The sequence below is a fragment of the Ignavibacteriales bacterium genome (genome assembly GCA_020635255.1).
In the GTDB taxonomy this organism is placed as follows: Bacteria; Bacteroidota; Ignavibacteria; order Tepidaquicellales; family Tepidaquicellaceae; genus JAEYVS01.
Genome location: JACKAC010000001.1, coordinates 1,716,938 through 1,739,672, shown reverse-complemented (window position 1 = coordinate 1,739,672; position 22,735 = coordinate 1,716,938). Strand labels below are relative to the sequence as shown.

General features: G+C 37.9%; 16 protein-coding genes. 13 read left to right on the top strand and 3 right to left on the bottom strand.

The window, feature by feature from the left end; genetic code table 11:
* The 3 genes from H6614_07850 to H6614_07840 all read left to right on the top strand — a co-directional run.
* A partial coding sequence (locus tag H6614_07850; protein ID MCB9243568.1) for a T9SS type A sorting domain-containing protein occupies window positions 1-403 on the top strand: 403 nt, incomplete at its 5' end.
* A gap of 371 nt (window positions 404-774) precedes the next feature.
* Window positions 775-1,143, top strand: a complete 369-nt coding sequence (locus tag H6614_07845) for a hypothetical protein (GenBank protein MCB9243567.1) — start codon at window positions 775-777, stop codon at window positions 1,141-1,143.
* Between the two features lie 40 nt (window positions 1,144-1,183).
* The gene (locus H6614_07840; GenBank protein ID MCB9243566.1) at window positions 1,184-4,363 is read left to right on the top strand and encodes a T9SS type A sorting domain-containing protein; all 3,180 of its coding nucleotides are present in this window, start codon (window positions 1,184-1,186) and stop codon (window positions 4,361-4,363) included.
* Window positions 4,364-4,734: 371 nt separating this feature from the next.
* Here the strand turns inward: H6614_07840 and H6614_07835 are convergent, their stop codons facing one another.
* Both H6614_07835 and H6614_07830 read right to left on the bottom strand, forming a co-directional pair.
* A complete protein-coding gene (locus H6614_07835) occupies window positions 4,735-5,187 on the bottom strand; it encodes a VOC family protein (protein ID MCB9243565.1) in 453 nt (150 codons plus the stop codon).
* A 106-nt stretch (window positions 5,188-5,293) separates the two neighbouring features.
* Window positions 5,294-7,645 (bottom strand): carbohydrate binding family 9 domain-containing protein, encoded by a 2,352-nt coding sequence (locus tag H6614_07830; GenBank protein ID MCB9243564.1) that lies wholly within the window; start codon window positions 7,643-7,645, stop codon window positions 5,294-5,296.
* A 302-nt stretch (window positions 7,646-7,947) separates the two neighbouring features.
* Here H6614_07830 and H6614_07825 point away from each other — a divergent pair, with 302 nt between their 5' ends.
* The gene (locus H6614_07825; GenBank protein ID MCB9243563.1) at window positions 7,948-8,208 is read left to right on the top strand and encodes a hypothetical protein; all 261 of its coding nucleotides are present in this window, start codon (window positions 7,948-7,950) and stop codon (window positions 8,206-8,208) included.
* Here the strand turns inward: H6614_07825 and tsaD are convergent.
* Entirely contained in the window at window positions 8,205-9,236 is a 1,032-nt protein-coding gene (tsaD, locus tag H6614_07820; protein ID MCB9243562.1) for a tRNA (adenosine(37)-N6)-threonylcarbamoyltransferase complex transferase subunit TsaD, read from the bottom strand. The two genes, H6614_07825 and tsaD, sit on opposite strands and share 4 nt — an antisense overlap.
* 95 nt (window positions 9,237-9,331) lie before the next feature.
* Here tsaD and H6614_07815 point away from each other — a divergent pair, with 95 nt between their 5' ends.
* The 9 genes from H6614_07815 (at window position 9,332) to H6614_07775 (ending at window position 22,716) form a co-directional block, all read left to right on the top strand.
* Window positions 9,332-10,597: an asparagine synthetase B gene (locus H6614_07815; GenBank protein ID MCB9243561.1), complete on the top strand. Its 1,266-nt coding sequence runs from the start codon at window positions 9,332-9,334 to the stop codon at window positions 10,595-10,597.
* A gap of 10 nt (window positions 10,598-10,607) precedes the next feature.
* Window positions 10,608-11,492, top strand: a complete 885-nt coding sequence (locus H6614_07810) for an ABC transporter substrate-binding protein (GenBank protein ID MCB9243560.1) — start codon at window positions 10,608-10,610, stop codon at window positions 11,490-11,492.
* A gap of 248 nt (window positions 11,493-11,740) precedes the next feature.
* Window positions 11,741-13,312, top strand: a complete 1,572-nt coding sequence (locus H6614_07805) for a tetratricopeptide repeat protein (GenBank protein MCB9243559.1) — start codon at window positions 11,741-11,743, stop codon at window positions 13,310-13,312.
* A complete protein-coding gene (locus H6614_07800; GenBank protein MCB9243558.1) occupies window positions 13,309-14,718 on the top strand; it encodes a glycosyltransferase in 1,410 nt (469 codons plus the stop codon). Before H6614_07805 ends, H6614_07800 begins: the two co-directional genes overlap by 4 nt.
* A gap of 29 nt (window positions 14,719-14,747) precedes the next feature.
* The gene (locus H6614_07795) at window positions 14,748-16,688 is read left to right on the top strand and encodes a transposase (protein MCB9243557.1); all 1,941 of its coding nucleotides are present in this window, start codon (window positions 14,748-14,750) and stop codon (window positions 16,686-16,688) included.
* 355 nt (window positions 16,689-17,043) lie between these two features.
* Complete coding sequence (locus H6614_07790; protein MCB9243556.1) at window positions 17,044-18,024, top strand: glycosyltransferase; 981 nt, start codon at window positions 17,044-17,046, stop codon at window positions 18,022-18,024.
* Between the two features lie 15 nt (window positions 18,025-18,039).
* Window positions 18,040-19,338, top strand: a complete 1,299-nt coding sequence (locus tag H6614_07785) for a glycosyltransferase (GenBank protein ID MCB9243555.1) — start codon at window positions 18,040-18,042, stop codon at window positions 19,336-19,338.
* Window positions 19,339-19,568: 230 nt separating this feature from the next.
* Window positions 19,569-20,702, top strand: a complete 1,134-nt coding sequence (gene wecB, locus H6614_07780) for a UDP-N-acetylglucosamine 2-epimerase (non-hydrolyzing) (GenBank protein MCB9243554.1) — start codon at window positions 19,569-19,571, stop codon at window positions 20,700-20,702.
* A 34-nt stretch (window positions 20,703-20,736) separates the two neighbouring features.
* Complete coding sequence (locus H6614_07775; GenBank protein ID MCB9243553.1) at window positions 20,737-22,716, top strand: T9SS type A sorting domain-containing protein; 1,980 nt, start codon at window positions 20,737-20,739, stop codon at window positions 22,714-22,716.
* The last annotated feature ends 19 nt before the right edge of the window (window positions 22,717-22,735 follow it).

Genomic DNA, 22,735 nt, shown 5'->3' with positions numbered 1-22,735 from the left:
ATTACCAAACAACTTCCTGGCAATAAATACAAAATATTACTGGAAGGTAAGCGGTAAGAACTCACTTGGAGAAGGACCATTCTCTTCAGTATGGAACTTTACAACCGGTGTAACGAATATCGAACCAACATCATTACCGACAGTATTCGAGCTTTATCAGAACTATCCGAACCCATTCAACCCGACGACGAAGATAAAGTTTGACATACCGAAGTCGAGCTTTGTATCATTGAAGGTTTATGATATTACGGGTAGAGAGGTAGCCACGCTTGTAAACAGTGACCTTGAGCCACAGCGATATGAAGTAGAATGGAACGGCGCACAGTTTGCCAGTGGAGTCTATTTCTTCAGGATCACGGCAGGAGACTTTGTTAAAGTTCAAAAGATGATATTGACTAAGTAACTTTAGTTGCAATATGTGCGATAGATCCTCCTTTATCGTGCATCAATGAAAAACCCCCGTCCGCACAATGGGGGTTTTTTATTGAACTATACTGAATTTGTACCCCGATTATTTCCTACAAGCAGTACTCATAGAATCTTACCTATTATCAGGTTAATACTTATTTGATTGTAAATCCAGTATCCCTAAATTGAGTTTTTAATTTATAAAATTATTAGCAGGATAACTGTTTTTTTACATAAATTAAGGCTTTTTAGGCAGATTACTCGGGGATATGTCTTGGATTCCTTTTTCTTGAAAATTATTCTACTACTTACACTGCCTGGCAAATTTTAAAAACCATCCAAACTTAACTAGGAGGATTTAAATCCATGAAGAAATTCTTATTTTCCGGAATTGCGATACTAATGCTCATGGTGGTAATTGCTTTTACCAACTCAGGAAGCTATTCCGTAATCAACAAATCTGGAGTGAATGTAACCAATATAACCATCACTCCGAGCGGAGATAACTCTGGAAATTTATCAACCACATTTTCCCGCACGATCAGTAAAGATCAAAGCATCGGAATTGATTTTACTGTAAATGAACAAGTATGTGAATATGACATAAGATTCACAGATGAGTCGGGGAAGCAATATTTAATGAATGGTGTGAATCTGTGCAATAGCAGTGAGATAATCCTTGTTACAAACAAGGCGGATGAAGTTCCTCAGATCTATGTACCAAATAGCAAGTAGGAACAATTAAAAAGAATCAAAAAATTTTAAAGAAATAATAATGAAAAGAATTTTAACATCATTATTTGCATTCGCTTTGTTATTAGTATTATTGCAAGGCAGTGCAAATGCACAATTAACGGGTACAAAGACAATACCCGGGACGTATGCTACTATAGCAGCGGCAATTACTGACCTCAATGCGCAAGGAGTTGGTGCAGGAGGTGTTACTTTTAATATTTCCCCCGGATATACAGAGACAGTTCCATCCGGCGGATTGATAATAAACATCACAAGTAATCAGCCGACATCAGGAAACCCGGTGGTATTCCAGAGAAACGGAGCTGGAGCTAATCCAATAATACAGTCGGATGGAGCAGGATCAGGTACTATTGCAGGAACTTCCCTGGGAAGTAATGGCGATGCACTTGTTTGGCTTGTTGGAACTGATTATATAACTTTTAATAATTTAAGTTTTGTAGAACAATATACAGGAGCTACACAAACTTTAAAAATGGAATATTGTATTGTAATGGTCAGAGGTTCTGCAACTGACGGATGTAAAAACGTTACAATTAGCGGATGTACATTCCAGCAGCAGCAGTCCGATATATATTCAAGCTGTATTTCTTCAGGAAACAGGAATCAGGCCGGGACGACAACTAATCCTACTGACAGAAACGGCATTCACGAAAATATTTCTGTTCAGGGTTGTACATTCAATAATAGCTTTAACGCAATGTATTTCTTAGGGTACAGCTCAGCTGCTCCTTATGATCTGTTCGAGAACGGTATTAATATCGGAAATGTCACCGGAAACACACTGCGAAACATCGGTTCCGGTTTTGGTGCCGGTACAGTGAACGCCGGTTCTCATTATGGAATCTATACGCAGTATTGTGATAGCATAAAAGTTAACAATAACGATATCAACGTTAACACCTGGACTAACAACTCAACGCATTATGGTATTCTTTGTACAACAGCATTATCTGCCATGCTGGAGATAAATAACAATACAGTCAGTGATACATCATTAGGCACAGGACAGCATGGGGCAATTGCAAGTGGTGTAGGGTATTCAGCAACAGGTCCAAACAACAGTGTTACAATTACAAACAATACTGTAAAATTCTGTTATGCGCCAAATATTACAAGCAGTTCATCTCTGTATGTATACAGTTTCAGCAATCCATTTTCCTTAACAATGTCAAATAATCTGGTTGATAGTTGTAAGATTGGCGGAACCGGGACTGCTACAGGAGGTCAATATGGTGTATATTCATCCTCGAGCCAGACAACTGCCGGAGCAACTTATACAATAACAAATAATACAGTACGCAATCTTTCCAGAACTCAATCGGCAGCCGGAGCAGGAAACACTTATTGTATGTATATATTAGGTGGTGGCGCTACAACAAATATTAGTGGTAATTCCGTATATAACATTACCAACTCGACAGCAACAGGTACCATGGCTGGAATTTACTTTTCACCGACTGTAACTGAAGTTAATGTATTTAACAATACGGTTAGAGATATGACAAAGGATAATCTGACCGGTACAACAGGAACAATGTACGGTATTTACCAGAGTACTACTACACCAACTTGTAGAAATTATAATAATAATATTTATAATTTAAGCAATTACGGTACAACAGCCACGATATATGGTTATTATAATTTTGGCTCTATGGCTACTGGTATAGAAGAAGTTTACAATAACACTATTCATGATATAAAAACAAAAGGTAGTAGTACTTGTATTGCTATGAATATTGCGACGGGGTTGTCAGGTAGTACAATAACGAAAAATGTATATGGCAATCTAGTTTACAATATAAGAAATGACAGTATCGGACAGACCGGTGGTATCCGGGTTGATTATGTTACTTATGGAAACATATATAACAACAGGGTATATAATGTTGTTAATGCGCAAAACGATGCCAGTTTACCAGCAGCATACGGTATGCTTCTGGGAGCAACGATCACCGGAGCTAATTATGATGTGTATAACAATATGGTTAGTGAGGTATATGCGCCGATAAGTAATTCCGCGCTTGGAGTTCTTGGTGTTTGGATAAATGGTGGTGACACTGCAAACGTTTCATATAACACTATCTATATGGATAGCAGCGCTACAGGTACAAATACCGGAAATTATGCTTTATACCTCGCAGGTACGACAAATGCGACTATGAAGAATAACATTATTGTCAATAATTTTACTCCGGCAGGTACAGGAGGAAATATAGCTATTTTTAAAGCAACAGGTGTAGTATACAATACGGCATCTAATAATAACAATGTTTATGTACCAACAGGAGCATTAAATTATTTCTATTATGATGGAACTACCACCTACGCTACATTTGCAGCATATCAGGCGGCAGTAACCCCGGCAGAGACAAACTCATTTGCGGAGAACAGTCCTTTCATGAACGTATCTACTCATCCGTATAATCTGGATATGAAGACAACCGTTCCAACATTGTGTGAAAGCGGTGGAATTCCAATTCCGGGAATTACAACCGATATCCATGGTACAACAAGAAATGCAGTAACTCCGGACGTAGGTGCAGATGAATTCCTTGGTTTAAAGATCCCATTAGGACCGTCATTAGTATTCCCTGCTAACAATGCAACTAATGTAATTCCAAATCATCCAAAGATATTTAACTGGAATAAATCCATCGAAAACTACAGACCTGTAAGGAGCAATGGAAATATCCAAAGTGATGCAATTTCAAATTATTGGATAGAGCTTTACGCAGATACAACTGGCGCTGCAGTGTTCAAAGATTCGACGGTTACTGATACTACATATACTTATAATCCTGACTTAACACAGCTGACACCATATTGGTGGAGAGTTAAAGCCAAGAACGAACTGGGATGGGGTGATTTCTCAGGTTATTTCAAATTCACAACAGACGTAATCGATGGTCTGGGTCAGAATTCTGAGATTCCGACAGTCTATGACTTGTTCCAGAACTACCCCAATCCGTTCAACCCAACTACATCGATCAGATTTGATATTCCAAAATCGGGTTTTGTATCACTTAAGGTATATGATGTGACAGGCAGGGAAGTAGCTACGCTGGTAAATAATAATCTAGAACCAGCTAAATACGAAGTAAGCTGGAACGGAACACAATTTGCCAGTGGTGTTTATTTCTACAGGATAATAGCAGGTGATTTTGTAAAGGTTCAAAAGATGATATTGGTGAAATAATGATTTGCAGTAAAATAGAAGCAATGTAAATCCTCCTTTACTTGCTTATTAGAATCCCCCGTTCGCACAACGGGGGATTTCTTTTATACCTGTATAATTGTAATCATTTCTTAGAAGCAGTCCATCCTCCCTGTAGAGAATCATTTAGGACATAACTTCCTGCTCTGGCGTCAATAGTAAACGTTCCATCTAATGTGCCGAGTGTATAACCTGAATGTAGGATGTAACCCTTTGTTAAACGTTAGTGCTGATGTCACCATATATCTGGTAATCATCATAAGTGCTAAGCTCGACGTTGGTAAGGGAGCAGTGAAAATATTATATGAGTATAATATTTCATATTATCCCTTTTTATTTAAATAGAATTGACCTTATCTAGATTTAGACATTGCTTCAGCAGCTCTTTTCTGCATTTCATCAGGTGGAACATCCTCAATATGAGAAGCAATTGCCCATGAATTACCACTAGCATCTTTTACCATGCATATTCTGTCTCCATAATATTCATTCCATGGTTCCTGTATCGAAGTTGCACCTGCATCGAGAGCCTTTTTGTAAGTTGAATCCACGTCTTCTATGTAAATATAAAGCATTGTAGGGTTTTCTTTATACTTTTCAGTCGCTTCACTGAGCATTATAGTACTGTCTCCGATCTTTACTTCTCCATGAGCAACTGTTCCATCAGGGATTGTTATTCTTTCAGTTTCTTCAGCATTAAATGTTGTTTTAAGAAACTCCATTAAGTCTGAAGCTCCTTTTACGATTAAATAAGGGATAACTCTTTGATAATAACCCGGAATCGGGTTTACTTTTCCTTTACTCATTTTCTAATCTTTTTGTATGTAAATTAAAAGATAAAGATTTATGCAATATATTAAAAGAGGAAAGAAAAAAGCCCGCAGGAAGCGGGCTTAAAAGCTAATCTAGTATCTATAATTGCCAGAGATACTGGAACTTAATAAAAATTGTTCTACTGCTTTCTTTAAGAGTAGTTTTATTATTAAGTGTGCCATCATCTATTTGCTCAAAGTTGTGTGTGGAACCTGCATAAAGTACAGTGAATGGATTCCATTTGTAACTTATAAGAGGATCAACCGAGAATGCATCATTGAATTGATCATACTGGAATTGCAATCTTGCAAACAGGTTACGGTTAAACTGGTATCGAGTAGTATTGCTTAATACCCATCCGGCGTATAGTAGGGAATTACCGTCCTCTGCACCAAGGTCTTCGTATGAGTATGAGAAGCTGCTTACAAGCCTGTCAATAGGTTTTAGATCAGCCCATACTTCCCAGTACTGACCAAATCCTATATAAGGAGGTGAACCGAATCTTACAATTGATTTTCCTCTTTGGTAGAAAGTGCCCATACCAAATTCTTTTAAAGCATAGTTTTCTATTCCAAAATTCCATCTGGTAGCTCCGGGGAGCCATTCTCCGCCGTATGTTTCGTTATTTATAAAAGTGTAATTACCCCATAGCCTTGTTCCGTTATGGAATTCGATAGTTACGCCGGGATAAAAGTATTCATCTTTGATAATACCTTCCTTATTATGGCGGAGCCCGCCGGTAATATCAGGAGTGATCCTTCTGATTAGATCACCTTTGGGATAGATATTATAATAATGGTATGAATAAAGTTCGTTATAATTGTTTCTCGTTAGGAAGCCTAGATCACGTCTAACAGCTGGTCCGTTTGAGCTAAATTCAGTCCAAAACCCGTAATTTTCCGATTCTCTATTTATATAAAAGTATGTAGAGTAATCATTATATGCTTCACCATCAAACGCGGCGGTGTATTGATCGTCGCTTCCGAATCTTGTCTGGTTATCAAAGAAAGCAGTATCAGATATTTCTCTTGTTGCAAATCCCGTTATCTGACCACCGAAGTAAAAATTCTTAAGGAAGTTGAATCTAAAATCCAGACCTAGCGTTCGGTTATAACCGGTAAAGTCGAAATTGAATGTTGTATCAGTACTAAATTCCCTGTCTGTAAGCAATGCCCCAATATAATTTTCTCCGCCAAGATCGTATTTTACTCTAAGTATGTTTGCCAGCGAGTACTTGTTACTTGGAAGTACATAGCTTCTTTCCTCCAGTGGTATAATAAAAGGAGTGTTCTCATCCATAGCGTTGAGGTAGCCAAAACTCCACTTATCCTTTGTACCGGTAACTTTCGTTGCAAATATCGGGTTATTGATAGACCGGGTATAGACCATATTATTCAGCTGCGTCCGGAATGAACTAATTCCTTCAAGGAAGAAAGGCCGTTTTTCCGAGAAGAATAGTGCAAAGGGCTGGTTAACGTCTATCTGAGGCGCGTCGGCTTCGACCTGGCTAAAGTCCGGGTTATATGTTGCATCAAGTGAGATATTTGAAAACAGGTCATACCTTACGTCAAATCCAAAGCTTCCGTCTGGATCGGCGTAATCTAATGTTGAATTTGTGTTTACCGGGCTTGAAAGTGATGCGTTTTCAATACCTATCACGTATGGAAGAAATTCAAGATTCTTTCCGCCCTCGATGTCTTCTATTCCTTTGAAAATACCTGACTGTCCAACAAAATTTGGGTCATCCCTGGATACAGATGCCCAGTATATTCTTTGTCTCAAATTACGCGGTCGGTTCCTTAACATGTGAACACGCCATTCTTGTACTTTTTTGTCGGGGAATTTTAATGTTTTGAAAGGAATCTTCATCTCAGCGACCCACTTGTCCTTATATATCTTTGTCTCGGCTGTAAAAATGAAGTCCTCACTGGAGGTTTCATAATTAGGCGTCCAGTACAGATCGCCCTGTACTCCATACGGATTTACATAAAATTCAAAAGCATCTTTCAGATTGCCATAGGTATCAATGAAAGGTCCTACCCAGTCGTCGGAATACATCCTGTCCCTGTCTGTCATCGATGCGCGGATATTTTTCATATCATCGTAGCATTCAAATCCAAAATAAATGTTGTCATCATCATATGCGACATATGCTACGGTTCTGACTTCAGGTTTGATATTATCACCGGGAGATATCTCGGTAAAATTATCTGCTACAGCGGCGGTTTTCCATATTTCCTCATTCAGTTCACCGTCTATTGTAACCTGTCCATTGCTAATACGCGGAATAACAAGCACAGGTACCTTGTTCGGCACAAAGACACTTTCCTCAGTAGCAGTTGTATCTTCAGTTGTTTTAGACTGTGATTGATTCTGCGTCTGAGAATTCCCGTTTTTTGTAATAATTGTAAGGCTTATTATGAGAATAAAAAGTATAATTAAATTTCTCATACAATTTCCTTTAATTTATCTTTGTTTGCTGTATGATGCGCGGCACCCTATCAAGGTTTAGATACTTTACGTATATAAGGTGAAAGTTGTTACGAAGGAGTGAAAAATTATGTATTTACACCTCTTTTCCCTTCCTGAAAAAGATAAGCCAGATCAAAAATACAAATCCTATAATCCATATTGCATCAGGTCCCTGCATGAAATCAAAATAACTAAGATAATTCTTCATATCAATTTCAAAAAAGCTCCGATTTATTGTTTATTTATGAATATTTGAGTAACTTTATACAAATACTTAAATTATGGATACTGCCTTTCTTGTTTTAAGCCTATTTCTTCCACGTATCGCTCTTATTATATGGTGGTTTATGCATGCTATTCCTTTTAATACAGTTCCATTTTGGGGAGAAGTGCTACTAACTGTCTTTTTACCAAGAGTTCTGATACTTATTTACATAGCTGAAAACCTCGGCACAAGCAGTCCATGGTTCTGGATACACCTTGTAGTCGCTATATTGGTATATATCATAGGTGGAAGAAAAGCGGCTAACCGCGGGCGTTAAAATTTGGAATAATCCAAACGAGGCGAGGCATTCTTTGCGAATGATTCCGAAGTATAATATTCTTTATCAGAGTTTTTTGTATAAGCATAATAGCCTGCTAGTCCTATCATAGCGGCATTATCTGTGGTATATTTTAGAGAGGGTACAAAAATGTTTTTGCCCTCTTTTTTTAATTCCATTAGTTTTTCTTTCAAACCTGAATTAGCCGAAACACCACCGGCTATGCAAATATTATCTATACTAAATTCTTGGGAAGCAATTTTTATTTTATTCACGAGTGTATCAACAACAACCTTTTGGAATGAAGCGCAAATGTCTTTTGTAAGCTTTTCTTTCTCGTCAACTCTTTTCTCCTCAAATTTTATCTCTCTAAGAAAATAAAGCACCGAAGTCTTTATCCCCGAAAAGGAAAAATCATATTTACCCTTTAATCTCGAGATAGGGAATTTATGAAACTCCGGATCACCCTCTTTGGCAAGTTTATCTATTATAGGTCCTCCCGGGTAACCGAGTCCCAGCATTTTCGCAGTCTTGTCGAATGCTTCACCGGCAGCATCGTCGATAGTTTTTCCCAGTATTGTATGGGAGAAATATTCATCTACTCTTATTAGAATTGTATGTCCTCCGGATACAATTAATGACAGGAATGGAAAACCGGGCTTATCTTCTTCCAGAAAGTTTGAATACAAGTGTGCCTGTATGTGGTTTACCGGAACAAAGGGTACTTCAAGAGAAGAGGCAACTGCCTTACCAAAATTCATCCCGACCAACAATGCCCCGATAAGTCCCGGCTCGGTTGTAGCAGTTACCAGGTCTATTTGGTCGAGCGAAATTCCTGCCTGTTTTAGGGCTTCGTTTGTAACAGGAATAATGTTCTTTGTATGGGCGCGGGAAGCCATTTCCGGCACAACACCGCCAAAATCGTTATGAAACAATTGTGAAGAAATGACGTTTGAAATTACGAGGTCGTCCTTTAGCACGGCAACCGAGGTCTCATCACAGGATGTCTCTATTGAGAGAATATTCATATAAACTTTATTACCTGTTATTTGTTATATTATGAAGACGTTACTACATTGCATAAACTGATGGTTAAAATTAATTTTATTCTGTGATTAAAAGTATGTTAAAATATATTCTGATTGCGAGTGCGGTATTTCTAATCCCATTCACTGCCTTTTCCCAGGCAAAACTTCTGATCCCAATGGAAATAGGTCAAACTGACCATTTGAAAGCTTACGGAATTGCTTACAGGCATCTACTTGCCGGTAAGGAGCTGGATTGGTTACTGAATTTCCGTGCCGGATCATTTATGTTCGACTATTCACCTGCCGTAGAGGAGGAATGCAAAAATAACGGTGTATCGTACGAACTAATAGATGGAACAACCGCGGCAAGGATATATGCGGAAGTTCAGGATGAAAACAATAACATGGATGTAGTACGGCTGGAGAAAGTTGCACGGATAGCAGTGTATGTTCCGCCGGATGCTCCACCATGGGATGATGCGGTACAGCTTGCTCTGGAATATGCAGGTATACCTTATGACAAATTATGGGATGAGGAAGTCTTAAGCGGAGGGTTAAAAAAATATGACTGGCTTCACCTTCACCACGAAGATTTTACGGGACAGTATGGAAAGTTCTTCGCTTCATACAGTACTGCCCCATGGTATATTGCCCAGCAAAAAACGAACGAAGATCTTGCTAAGAAGCTGGGGTTTGCCAAGGTATCACAGATGAAACTTGCTGTCGTAAAAGAGCTTAAGCAGTATGTAGCTAATGGCGGGTTTCTTTTCACTATGTGTTCTGCAACAGATACGTATGATATTGCTTTAGCAACTCAGTATACGGATATAGCCGATAAAATATATGACGGTGATGATTACGATCCCGATGCCAATAGCAAGCTCGATTATTCGGAGTGCCTGGCATTTGAAAATTTTAAGATCGTTCTGAATCCTTATCAATATGAGTATTCCGATATAGACGTTACGGATGAAGCATTAATGGTAGGCGAGTTTAATGATTATTTTAATCTTATAGAGTTTTCGGCTAAGTTTGACCCAGTACCATCGATGCTGACACAGGACCATACTGCCTTAATAAAGGGTTTCCTGGGGCAAACCACAGGGTTTAAAAAGGAATTCCTTAAGAAGAATATCACTATACTTGCTATGAATGAGGGTACGGACATGGTAAGATATATTCACGGTAATTACGGGCGGGGTACGTTTACATTTTATGGCGGACATGATCCGGAAGATTATCAGCATATTGTAGGGGAACCACCGACCGAACTTAAAGACCATAAAAACTCACCGGGATACAGGCTTATACTTAATAACGTTCTATTCCCGGCCGCTAAAAAGAAGAAGCTCAAAACATAATACTCTGCACTTGAGAAAATTTATAGCTGTCATTTTTTTAAGTACCTTATTTTTTTCCTGCACGAAGACAACTCCGGAGTCAGATGCAAAATTTTCGATCGTGGATGATATCGGGGTTGAAGTAAGCCTCCCTGAAAAACCAAAAACGGTTGTTTCGATGGCGCCAAACGTCACTGAGGCAATCTATGCATTAGGCGCGGACTCTATGCTTGCCGGAGTTACGACATTTTGCACATATCCTCCGGATGCCGTCAATAAAACGAAAGTTGGAGATTATCTCAATCCCGATTATGAGGTGATCACATCCTTAAAACCTGATCTGGTATTCTTAAACGTCGAGAATAGATCTAATCCAACATATCAGGCGCTCGAAAATCTCGGCATCAAAGTATATGTAGTGAATATAGATAACTTTGACGGTGTGATAAATATGATAAATAAATTCGGCACCATACTTGATAAAGAAAAAAGAGCAAAATCTTTAACCGACTCACTCAAGGGTGTTAGGAATACTCTTACCGAGCAAAACTCAAAAGAAAAGCCTGATGCATTTATCATAATAGCTTCGAATCCTTTGATGACGGCAAGCGGACATACATTTATAAATGATATATTGGAGATGTCGGGGTTTAATAATATTTACAAAAGCGAAGAAATGGAGTACCCAAATATCAGCTTTGAGGATGTAATAAAGAAGGATCCTGAATATATTATACTACCCTCCGATACGACGGATATGACCGCTATAAATGCTAACCTTGAAGAGATAAGATCGAGCCTGAGCACAACACGGGCTGTAAAAAATAATAAGATCCTGGTGGTAGATGCGAACACGCTTTTCAGACCCGGACCCCGCTTATTGGACGGTGTTAATCTAATACGCTCCAGGATGTAAGTTCTTCTATATGTTTTTTACTCCTTTAGTAACAGTATAGTATAGCATTCATACTATACTATTTTACTTCATTATTACGAAAATTTTACAATTTTCCACAAAATTTTCTCACATCTACTTGTAAGTCTTTGTTTTTAGAGACTTCTATCTAAAATGAACAATACCTGAGTTTGGCACAGTATTAGCAATAGTATCCTTGAGTTGTTCTAAATTTTGAAATAAATAAGCATACGACGAGGATGCATAATTTGACAAAAAAATTAACAAAATATACATTACTGCTGGCAGTTTTGATGATTTTTTCTTCTCAAAATGGTTACTCACAGAGTGAGCTTGATGAGGGATATGATCAGTTAAACCAGGGGAATTATGATGCTGCGGCAGAGATATTTGAAGATTATCTGTTAAGCAATCCGGACGACACAAAAATTTATCTTCAGCTGGCATACATTTACAAAACTCAGAACAAGACCGAAAAAGCTATCGAGTATTTTACCCGTGTAAGGGATTATTCATATAATAGCGATGAAGTTTCTTCGGCATCCTCAGAACTCGAATATCTTGAGAGTAACAAATCATTTGAAAAATTAAACACTGCATACAGTTTTTTAAATAAAGGGGAGGTCGATGCGGCAATTCCTTTATTCATAGAACACCTCGATCAAAATCCAAATGATTCGAAGGTACTTCTCCAATTAGGATATATATATTTAAGTAAAAATGAGTTTGACTCATCAATGATATATTTTGAGAAGGCAAAGAACAGATCAACTATATCAGAAGATGTCAAGGTAGCTACCAGAGAAATTGAGAATATAAACAATATGAGGAATTCAAGCGGATCGGTTTCGAGCTCCAAGCTTGATTCTGCATATTCCCTTCTTAATTCAGGAAGGAAGAGCGACGCAATAAGATTATTCGAGGAATACGCCAGCGAAAATCCAAAAGATACAAAAGTACAACTACAACTGGCATATCTATATAATGAACAAAAGAACTATTCGAAAGCAAAGAAATATTTTGAATATGTAAAAGCAAATTCTACGAATGCTGAAGAAAGAGAGAAAGCCGAGACTTCACTGGGTTATCTCAATGATTTCAGAATGTCTCTCTCACCTAGCTCGGCAGATATTTATTTCTATAATTATTACGATACAAAGCAAGAAAATTATATTTCCAACTTTATCGGAAAATATCAGTACAGGCTTTTCAAGAACTTCTTCACAGGTGTATACGGTGATGTATATCTTGATAGCAGATCAAAACCCGGTCAGATATACAATGACAGGTATGTAGAGGGTGGTGGTTTCTTCCACTATAATTTCTTTCCGTCACTCAGCTTTGAATTTAGAGCCGGTTACGTAAGGCTTATCGATAAGGAAGAGAACAAATTCAATTTTAAGCCGATCCTGACATTTGCTGATAGGTTTGGACATTTCCCGCAATATAAGAAAACGGGAGTGCCTTCACAGAATTTCTATCTCGATACATATGCATCAGCGCTGTATGACCACAAATATGAAAATTTTTATGCGCAGGCTCAGTTGAGGGAAGTTTTAAGATATATGATAAAGGGTTATTCGTATTTTGAAGTATATCTAAAACAGAATATTCAGGGAGATTCAAAACAGATAGATTATAATAACTACGGCGAACTCGGCGGAGGTATCGCTTACACATTTAATATCAGGAACTTCCCCGTACTATTTGCTGAAGCAGTAAACAGGTTTTATTTTGTAAAGAACGACCAGGGTCTTTTCCCTGAGAGTTCATTCACAGTCAAATTAGGATTTATATTAACTTATTATTCACCCTTATGATATACGAAATTTTCCATATAACACTTTGGGTTACGGTAATTCTTCTGCTGGTAAGCGGACTTGATGATCTTTTTATGGACGTCATGTTCTGGTTCTACAGGAGGAAATACAAAGCTAACCTGCCAACTTTCTCCGAAATGGATTCAAAGCCGGAGAGATCAATTGCGATCATGATAGGCGCATGGAAAGAAGAAAAGGTTATTGGAAGGACGCTCACTATCGCGCTTAAAAAACTGCGCTATACGAATTTCAGGATATTCGTTGCCGTCTATCCAAATGACCTGAGAACGGTAAAGGTTGTAAGAGATATGGCGAGGAAGGACCACAGGGTGATATTATGTCTGAATCCTCAGGACGGTCCTACAACAAAGGCTGATAACCTGAATAATTCTTATGCTTGTATAAAAGAGTATGAAAGACAATTTGGTGAGTTTGATATAATTCTTATACACGATTCAGAAGACTTTATCCATCCGCTGTCACTGAAATTGTTCAATTACCTCATAATGTACAAAGGTAATTATGGTGTACAGATCCCGGTTATTCCTATTAAGAGCAGACTGGGTAAAATGTATCACAGAACATATTGTGATGCTTTTGCCGAACTGCACTCTAAGGATATGATCGTAAGGCAGTCGATCGGTTCATACATACCATTTGCCGGTACGGGAATGGCATTTAATAGGAAGGCATTCCACTATCTCGAATCAAAGAGCATCGAGCAGGAAAAGAGAATGCAGGAATACTATAAAACTCATAAACCGGAATCAACACATGCTGTCGATGACGAGTTGCTGAGAGATGAGCAGGATATAAAAGGATCACAGAACGAAGATAAGTTTAAGGACGATCCTTATCCGCAATATGAAAACATAAAAGTACCGGGTTGGGATGACGACGAGAAAGTTATTGCCGACAAGAAGTATACTTCAGCAAGGCAGTATAGCATATTGCTATCGCTCCTTGTTGTTCTGGTGACTATTGGTGTGTTCTATATGATCAATCTGAACATTTTCGGTGAGACAAGAGCGGAAGTTACGGAAACTAAGAGTGAGCAGATTATCGTTCCTGCTCCCGAGACATTAACTGTGCCCGAGAAAACCGAAGATAATACTAAAGTGGATACAGATGCTAGGGTAATAGACAGAATAGCCGATAAGGATAATAATGTTTTCTATCAAAAGCTTGATAATGGCAAATACAGAATTCAAGAATCACTATTTAGCTCAAAACAAAGCGCAGAAAACAGGATCGATTATTTGAAATCAAGAAAGATATTAAAAGATAACGATGTAGCTTTTGTATATGATGATGAAATATCATCTAAGCAGTATTTTACAGTATGTATCGGTGAATATGATTCGATAGATAATGCTAAGAATAGAGCAGAGAAATTAAACAACTAAACTAATAACTGAGTTAAAAAATAAACAATATGGTACATTTACCCGAAGATTTTGAAATGAACAAGGAACAGATGACGGTTCTTACGCGTGAGCTTAGAAAGCACGATAAGACTGTTCTCGACGAGATAAATGCAGCCACAAACTGGTATTCACTTATTAAGCCGGTAAACGAAGTTTTGACAAGGGCAGCAGCCGGACATGACGTTGATAATGAGGTCGTTTTGAAGAGCATGGTTCTCCAGGAGATATACGGTCTTGGCGATGATATTCCTTTTGAAGTCGAAGTAGCTGACAGGAAAAGTTTCCAAAAGTTTCTGGGTTTAAAGTACGGAGATATAGTCCCGTCCAATGAAACTCTCGCCCAGTGCAGGAATGCTCTCATGCAGGAAGATCTTTATGATAAGACTTTCGATAATTTCTTCAGACAGTTGCTGGATGCGGAGGTTATTCCCGAGCAGGATCTTATCTTGCAGCCGGAAAGAACTGAAGCTCCAACGATTGAAGAGGGTGACATTCTTCCCGAAGATACTTTAGCCGAAGAAGAGACTATCATGGAGTTTGATCATGAGGTTGATGAGAAAGAAGAAGTGAGAGAAGAAGAGGCGATTGATGAGGAACAACCTTCTGTATCGGTCGATGATATGATAAAAGAGATAGAGGATAGGGTAAAGAAACTTCATGACAAAAAATCTTCTGACGAAAAACCTGAACTAAGTGCAGGTGCCGAAAGTGAAGGGGTGGAGTCCAAAAGTAATGAGCTGGTCACGAAATTGTCTGCGATAGATGATTCTCTGCAAAAACTTTATAAGAATATTGAAGTACTCAATGAAAAACAGGGCATAAAATCAATTGATGACAGTGTAAAGGAAGAATTGGAAGAGAAGGTATCTGATCTGTATGAAAAAGTTGAAGGAGTAGAGAAAGCAAATGAAGAAGAAAAGACTTCCGCGCAGGAAACGATTGTTTCTAGTATCGAAGATCTAAAATCAAAGATCGATCAGAAGCTTCAGGAAGCTAAAGATAAAGGTGAACAAAGTGAGGTTGGTGAAAAAGAAGACCTGTATAAGAAACTCTTCGATTCATTTTATAGCCAGTTGGTAGACGCGGATATTATTAAGGATAAGGTTACTGCCGAGAAAGACGAAGTTTTAGAAGAAACCTCAGTAACCTCTGAGCTAAAGACAACTGAGGAAGTAACTGTAGAAGAGAAAGTTCAGGAAGAAGTAAAAGAAGAGGAAAAACAAGGCGCCAGTGATTTCGTTCTCGAAGGAAGAGTTGAAGAAGAAACAGGAAAGACGATCCCGGTTGTAATGAGGCCAAAACAAAAGGAAATTAACCTCAGGGATAAAAAGAAATACCCAATATTTAATGATGCCAACCTGACGGAAGATTATGAACTGGGTCTAAGGTTTTACAAGCTTGGTTTTAAAACTTCTTTTGTAAACTTAAAGACCGACAGCAGATATGGTAATTCCAGGATCGGAACGGGTGAATATTTCCCTAACTCATTCTGGGCATCTGTAAAGCAAAAATCTAGATGGATCGCCGGGATAGTATTTCAGAACTGGAAGATCTACGGATGGAAAGGTTCATTCAAGACAAGATATTTCTTAGCCAGGGACAGGAAAACCATAATTAGCTTCTTCGGAACAGCGTTATCGTTTATAGTATTCGGGTACTTCCTTGCTTATATGATATCAAAAGCAATGGGCTATGATTTTCTGCCGACTATCGTACAGCAAAACACCGTTCTATGGTATTTAATGATGACAAGTTTGCTCTTTATGTTCACAAGGATATTCCACAAATTTGCATTTACCTATAACTGGTATGGTTTTAGGTATGCGGTAATGAGTATATTCCGGACGCTTGTGGATAACGTGGTCAATTTTTTTGCAATAATAAGGGCGGTTAAAGTATTCCGTCAGACTAAAGATAAAGTTGTGTGGGATTCCACAGAGCACTATTGATTTTTTCACTATTGGTTAATTAATTTATTCTTCAGGCGGGTTCAAAAGGACCCGCTTTTTTTTATAGTCCTACCACTCTTTCAAAAAAACATCTCACTATAGCAGATTGTCAATAGTAATGATTTTTTAACAAAAACATGACAAGAAAATTTTGGCAAAGCCCGTGTTCTCAATGTCTCCGAGGATAAAAAATTTAATATAAACATAGTGTAATCTGGTATCAGTATTGTACAACAATTATTGACTTTGGCTTATAGTGTGCATCTTCAGTCAGAGTAGTATCAAGGGTATGGTATCCAATTAAAAGTGCGGCTTAAGCCGTTTTTAAAATAATACGGGAGGAGGAAAACTCACAATGTTTGAGTTTGTGTTGTTTTTGTTTTTTTCAGTTACGATAGTTTCACTTTTTGTCAGCGGGCTCGATGATCTGTTTATGAATATTATGTTTTGGTTCTACAGAGGTAAATACAAAAAAAGCCTGCCACCTTTTTCGGTCATAAATTCCAAACCACAGTATCCTATAGCAATAATGATAGGTGCGTGGAGGGAGCATAGAGTGATCGGGAGGACCCTCAGAATTGCATTAAAGAAAATAAAATATACTAACTATCGTATATTTGTAGCCGTTTACCCTAATGATCTGGAAACGATCCGTGCTGTAAGGGAGATCGCAAAACAGGATCACAGGGTGATCATTTGTCTAAATGTGGAGAACGGTCCTACTACCAAAGCCGATAATCTTAATAATGCATATTCATGTATTAAAGAGTATGAAAAGTATTACGGAGAATTTGATGTAATCCTTATTCATGATTCTGAGGATTTTATTCATCCGTTATCACTCAAACTCTTCAATTATATGATCAATTATGAGGAAAACTATGCTGTTCAGATACCTGTTATCCCCATAAAAGGTAAACTGGGAAAGCTGTATCACAGGATAAATTGTGACGCTTTTTCGGAGATTCATACTAAAGATATGATCGTAAGACAGGCAATCGGCTCGTATGTTCCTTTCGCAGGAACAGGGATGGCTTTTTCAAGAAAAGCGTTTTACTATTTGGAATCCTATACTAAGGAGCAGGATAAAAAGGTAGAAGACCTTGATCGGCTTTTAATTGACGGTAAAAAGCCCGAAAAAAAGCATCCGCCTGACAGGAAAAATAATAGAACCCCTGCTTATGATAATATCTCCATACCGGGGTGGGATAATAAGGATAAGGTTGTGGAAGACGCAAAATACACAAAAAAGAGGATGTATTTTATTCTTTTGAGCACGGTAATAATACTTACCTCTCTATTTTGTGTAATTATATGGGAACTTCAGTTTTCGTAAAACAAAAAAATTGGAATGGAAAGTAAATCTAAATTAAATATTGATAAAGATACTGGTCTTATTTCGGAAGAGAATACTTTGACTGATATTGAAATAAATAAAAGCTCAGACTTTTCACTGGAAGAAGTAGAAAGTATGCTTAAAGATATGGAAGGGAAAATGATGAAGGTCTTTATGATAAATGGGAGGTCTAAGAAAACAAATACAGGAATACTGTATAAACTCGACCATATATCACAATCTATTAGTGAAATGTCCGTACAGCTTAATAGTGATAATGATTCTGAGGGGGATGCTCCTAAGAATACAGAATCTATTAAGAAAAAGATCAGCGGGGCAGGCAAAATAATACAAAAATATTTATCTGATTTTGAAAAGATCGAAGAGATGCTTGGTAAAGACGACGAGTTCTATCTGAAAGGTGATGAGCTGGCTGAGGAGCTTAAGAACTTACAGCTCGGAGATGAATTGCTCGAAAGCTATATAAGAGTGTCGGATAAAGATAATAGCACGACCCCCAAAGAATTGCATACATTATTGTTCGAAACATTTTTTAAGCATTTATCCTATGAAGATTCGATATCGCCCGTAACCAGCACTTTTGTTGTGGAAGATAATTTCGACACCCATGATAAGATAGTAAGACCTATAATGATGAAACCAAGAAAGATCAATGTAAGAGCGCGTGAAAAGAAAAAGTACAGCATTTTTAATGATTCAAATCTGACAGAAGATTATGAGCTGGGATTACGGTTTTATAAGCTGGGTTTTAAGACATCTTTTATTAATTATAAAACCGAAAAAGATTTTGGTAACTCCCGAATAGCAACAGGGGAGTATTTCCCAAATACATTTAAGGCATCCGTAAAACAGAAATCCCGGTGGATTGCCGGTATTGTATTTCAAAACTGGAAAATTCACGGTTGGGACGGATCGTTTAAGACTAAATACTTTCTTGCCAGGGACAGAAAAACCATTTTCAGTTTTTTCGGAACGACTTTGTCATATCTGCTCCTCTTATATCTGATTGCATATACGGTAACTCATTCACTTGGATTAAACGTGATACCGATGGTGGTAGAGAAGAATTCGTTTCTTTGGTATATGATGTATGTCTGCCTGTTTTTTATGTTTGTGAATATTTTTCACAGGTTTGCCTTTACATATAATTGGTTCGGATTCAGATATGCCTTAGCCAGTATATACCGGCTGTTTTTCGATAATATCGTTAACACTTTTGCTACAATAAGAGCAATAAAAGTATTCAAGCAGACAAAACATAAGGTAGTGTGGGATAGCACCGAACATTACTAGGTCTATAGTCACTGGACTATGCTATTTTTGGATAATATTCGATTATATAGTATTTATGGATAATATCTCTGGCGACATTAAGAATGAAGTAGGGACATCATGATACGCTCGATTTAAATACTGTAAATTCAATATAATCCCTTTTTAAACTCTATGTCGCGTATTATTATTTTTGGCATTCAATTTGCTTAAATATATAATGAGAAAATAAACTAAAAATCAAAATTCGGATGGAAATTTCTCCTAAAGACCTCAACAAAAAAATAATCTTACTGCTATTCGGAACTCGTCCGGAGATCATAAAATTATTCGTTTTATACAGAATATTAAAAGAATCAAACGAGTTTTTACCGGTTATGGTAAATACTTCTCAGCAAAAGATTTCCGGTAACATTCTCGAGCATATAGGGCTTGAACCGGAAATAGTTGCAGAAGAAATTCCTAACCGTTCAACAGATATAAATCAATTTGTTTCACATACATTAGATCAATTAAACAAGATCTTTTCGGAAAATTCCGGGATCAAAAAAGAAGATATCGCCGGTATTGTTGTCCAGGGTGATACTACTTCTGCATACTGCGGTTCGATGTGGGGTTTCTTTAATGAAATTCCCGTATTCCATGTAGAGGCAGGACTGAGGTCTTTCGATCATAAAAATCCATTTCCTGAAGAGTTTATAAGGGAATCAATTTCAAGGGCAGCTTCCCTTAATTTCTGCCCGACGAATATCAGCTATCAAAATCTGATTAATGAAGGTATTAAAAGTAACAAATGTCTTATCGTAGGAAATACTATCAACGATGCTATGATAACGCTGTTAAAAGAGGATAAGATAAAAGAAGCAAAGCATGACAATAAATACATCCTCAGCACACTTCACAGAAGGGAAAACTGGGATAAGGTTTCGTCTTATGCTACCATTTTGAATGATATAGTAACCAGGAGAAACGAGCATGATATAATACACCTGATGCACCCAAATCCATTAGTGGTTAATAGCTTCCATGAGGGGCTTAACGGTGCTCAGCCGGAGAAACTGATAATTCGTGAACCTATACATGACTATTTTGAGATGCTTGGATTTGTAAAGAACAGTCATACGATCCTAACTGACTCAGGCGGATTGCAGGAGGAGTCACTTTTCTTTAATGTTCCTTGTGGGATATTAAGAAAAGTTACCGAGCGTCCCGAAGTACTGGATCACAACGCAAAGCTTCTTGAATTTAATAATGAAGAAGTGAACAGGTTCCTTGAGAGTTCGGATGTTTACCGTTCTAGCCATACAGGTGAATATAATTACACATATGGAACAGGTAATACAAGTGAACTGATCTATAATGCATTAAAACAATTTTATAACTAATAATAATAATTCGAGAATTTAAAATTTATCAGAGATGAAATTATTAAACCTTTTTTTGGCAATATGTTTGACTCTGGCTTTGAGCGAAGGTGCGTTTGCTCAGCACAGAACACTGCCTAAACCGCCGAAGGTTGACAGGTATGACTTTAGGACACTGCCATCCCCGGTTCCTGTAGCTAACACGGACTATATAGTTATTAAGGAAGACTTTACTATTGTGCTTCGTGATGGTGTTGTTATGGATTGCTCAAAGTTTTATCCGAGCGAACCTAATATTTATCTGCCGGACGGATATCCGATAGTGCTTATGGTACACGGATATGGTGACAGTAAGCTCACTCTTGAGGGATTTGCTTCCGGTCAAGCGCAGTATAATTACATTTCATATACATACAGCGTAAGGGGACAGGGTAACTCAGGTGGTCTCTCAAATCTTATGAGTATTGTTGAAGCTGAAGACTTGATGGAATTAGTTGATTATATAAAGCACGATAATATTGGCGGTGACTCAAGCAGGATCGCAATTATGGGCGGATCACAGGGTGGTACTGTTCCATATATAGCTGCATGTAATGGTTTGCAGGTTAAAGGTATAATTTCAGCTCTTACATCACCAAAGTTTGCAACCAGCTGGATCGAAAACGGTTGTACAAAGATGTCGTATTTATGGACGATCGAATATACTCCTGACACAGCAAGGTATAATCCTCTTGTTGATAGAATGTCGGACTGGGTCTATGCATGCGGGGTAAAATCAGACAAATGGGATAGTCTGGCTTATTGGATGCCAATAGGAAGAGATTTTGACGATAAAGTACAAAATAATACCGTTCCGATGCTCATTGAAAACTCATGGCAGGATTACTTCTTTAATGCAAAGGATGGAATTAACTCATTTGCTAATATTCCTACCGAGCATATAGTTTATATGGGCGCCGTAATGGGACACGGTGGCGATATATCTGAATCGGAAAACAATTGGCATATGCAGTTTTTCAATGACTGGTTTTTCCATACAATATGGGATCTGCCAAGCGGATATGAATCATATGACAGGTACCAGGTAGCATATACAACACATCCAAAAACAGGTAACTATTGGAGTTTTGAACACGGAAGCACAAACGTATGGCCTCCGGTTGATGTGTCGGGCGTTAAGTTCTACTTCAGAAGGAATAATAAACTTTCATCTGCTCCTGAGGGTAGCTCAAGCAGGAAAGTAAACTTCGACAATAATGTCGCAAGTAATTACGCTCTGCAAACTGCGGTTTATGAAGAATTCTCTGGAAGTGAATTTGATAGTAAGTTCAAAAAGGATAATGTGATCTTTGTATCGGACCCATTGGTACAGCCAACATATATGCTTGGTACACCAAAGGTTCACTTAAAATATCAAGCAAATGCAGATATCTGCCAGTATAACTTCCAGATCTATGAAGTTACATCGACAGGTCAGGAAAACTTTGTTTCAAGAGTTAACTTTACTGATAGGTATTACACAAAGAATCAGATTAGAACCACAGATATAGACGGAGGTGCTCATGCGCACAAATTCCAGGCGGGAAGCAAGATAAAGATAGTTGCAACCAATTTTGACCATGCGCCGTCTGATACTGCATTCTTGCATACAAATCCACATGTACTTCCTGTTATGACCAAAAGCAGAAACCAGATTTATCTCAGGGATTCATATATTGAACTTCCGCTGAAAAGTGTGGCCGGCGACAACTATATTGCTGAGCTGGAAACACCTAAACTATATCAAAACTATCCGAATCCGTTCAATCCTTCTACACAAATTAAGTTTGAACTGCCTGAAGGTTTTGCTGGATTGGTTACATTGAAAGTATATGATATGGTCGGTAGGGAAGTTGCAACACTGATCAATACAAGTATGGCCGAAGGCGTTCATGAAGTTAACTGGAACGCATCCGGTCTGGCATCCGGGGTTTACTTCTCAAAGCTGATCGCTAATGATCATGTAGAAGTAAAAAGGATGATCCTTATAAAATAAGATTTTTTTCTCCTCTCTT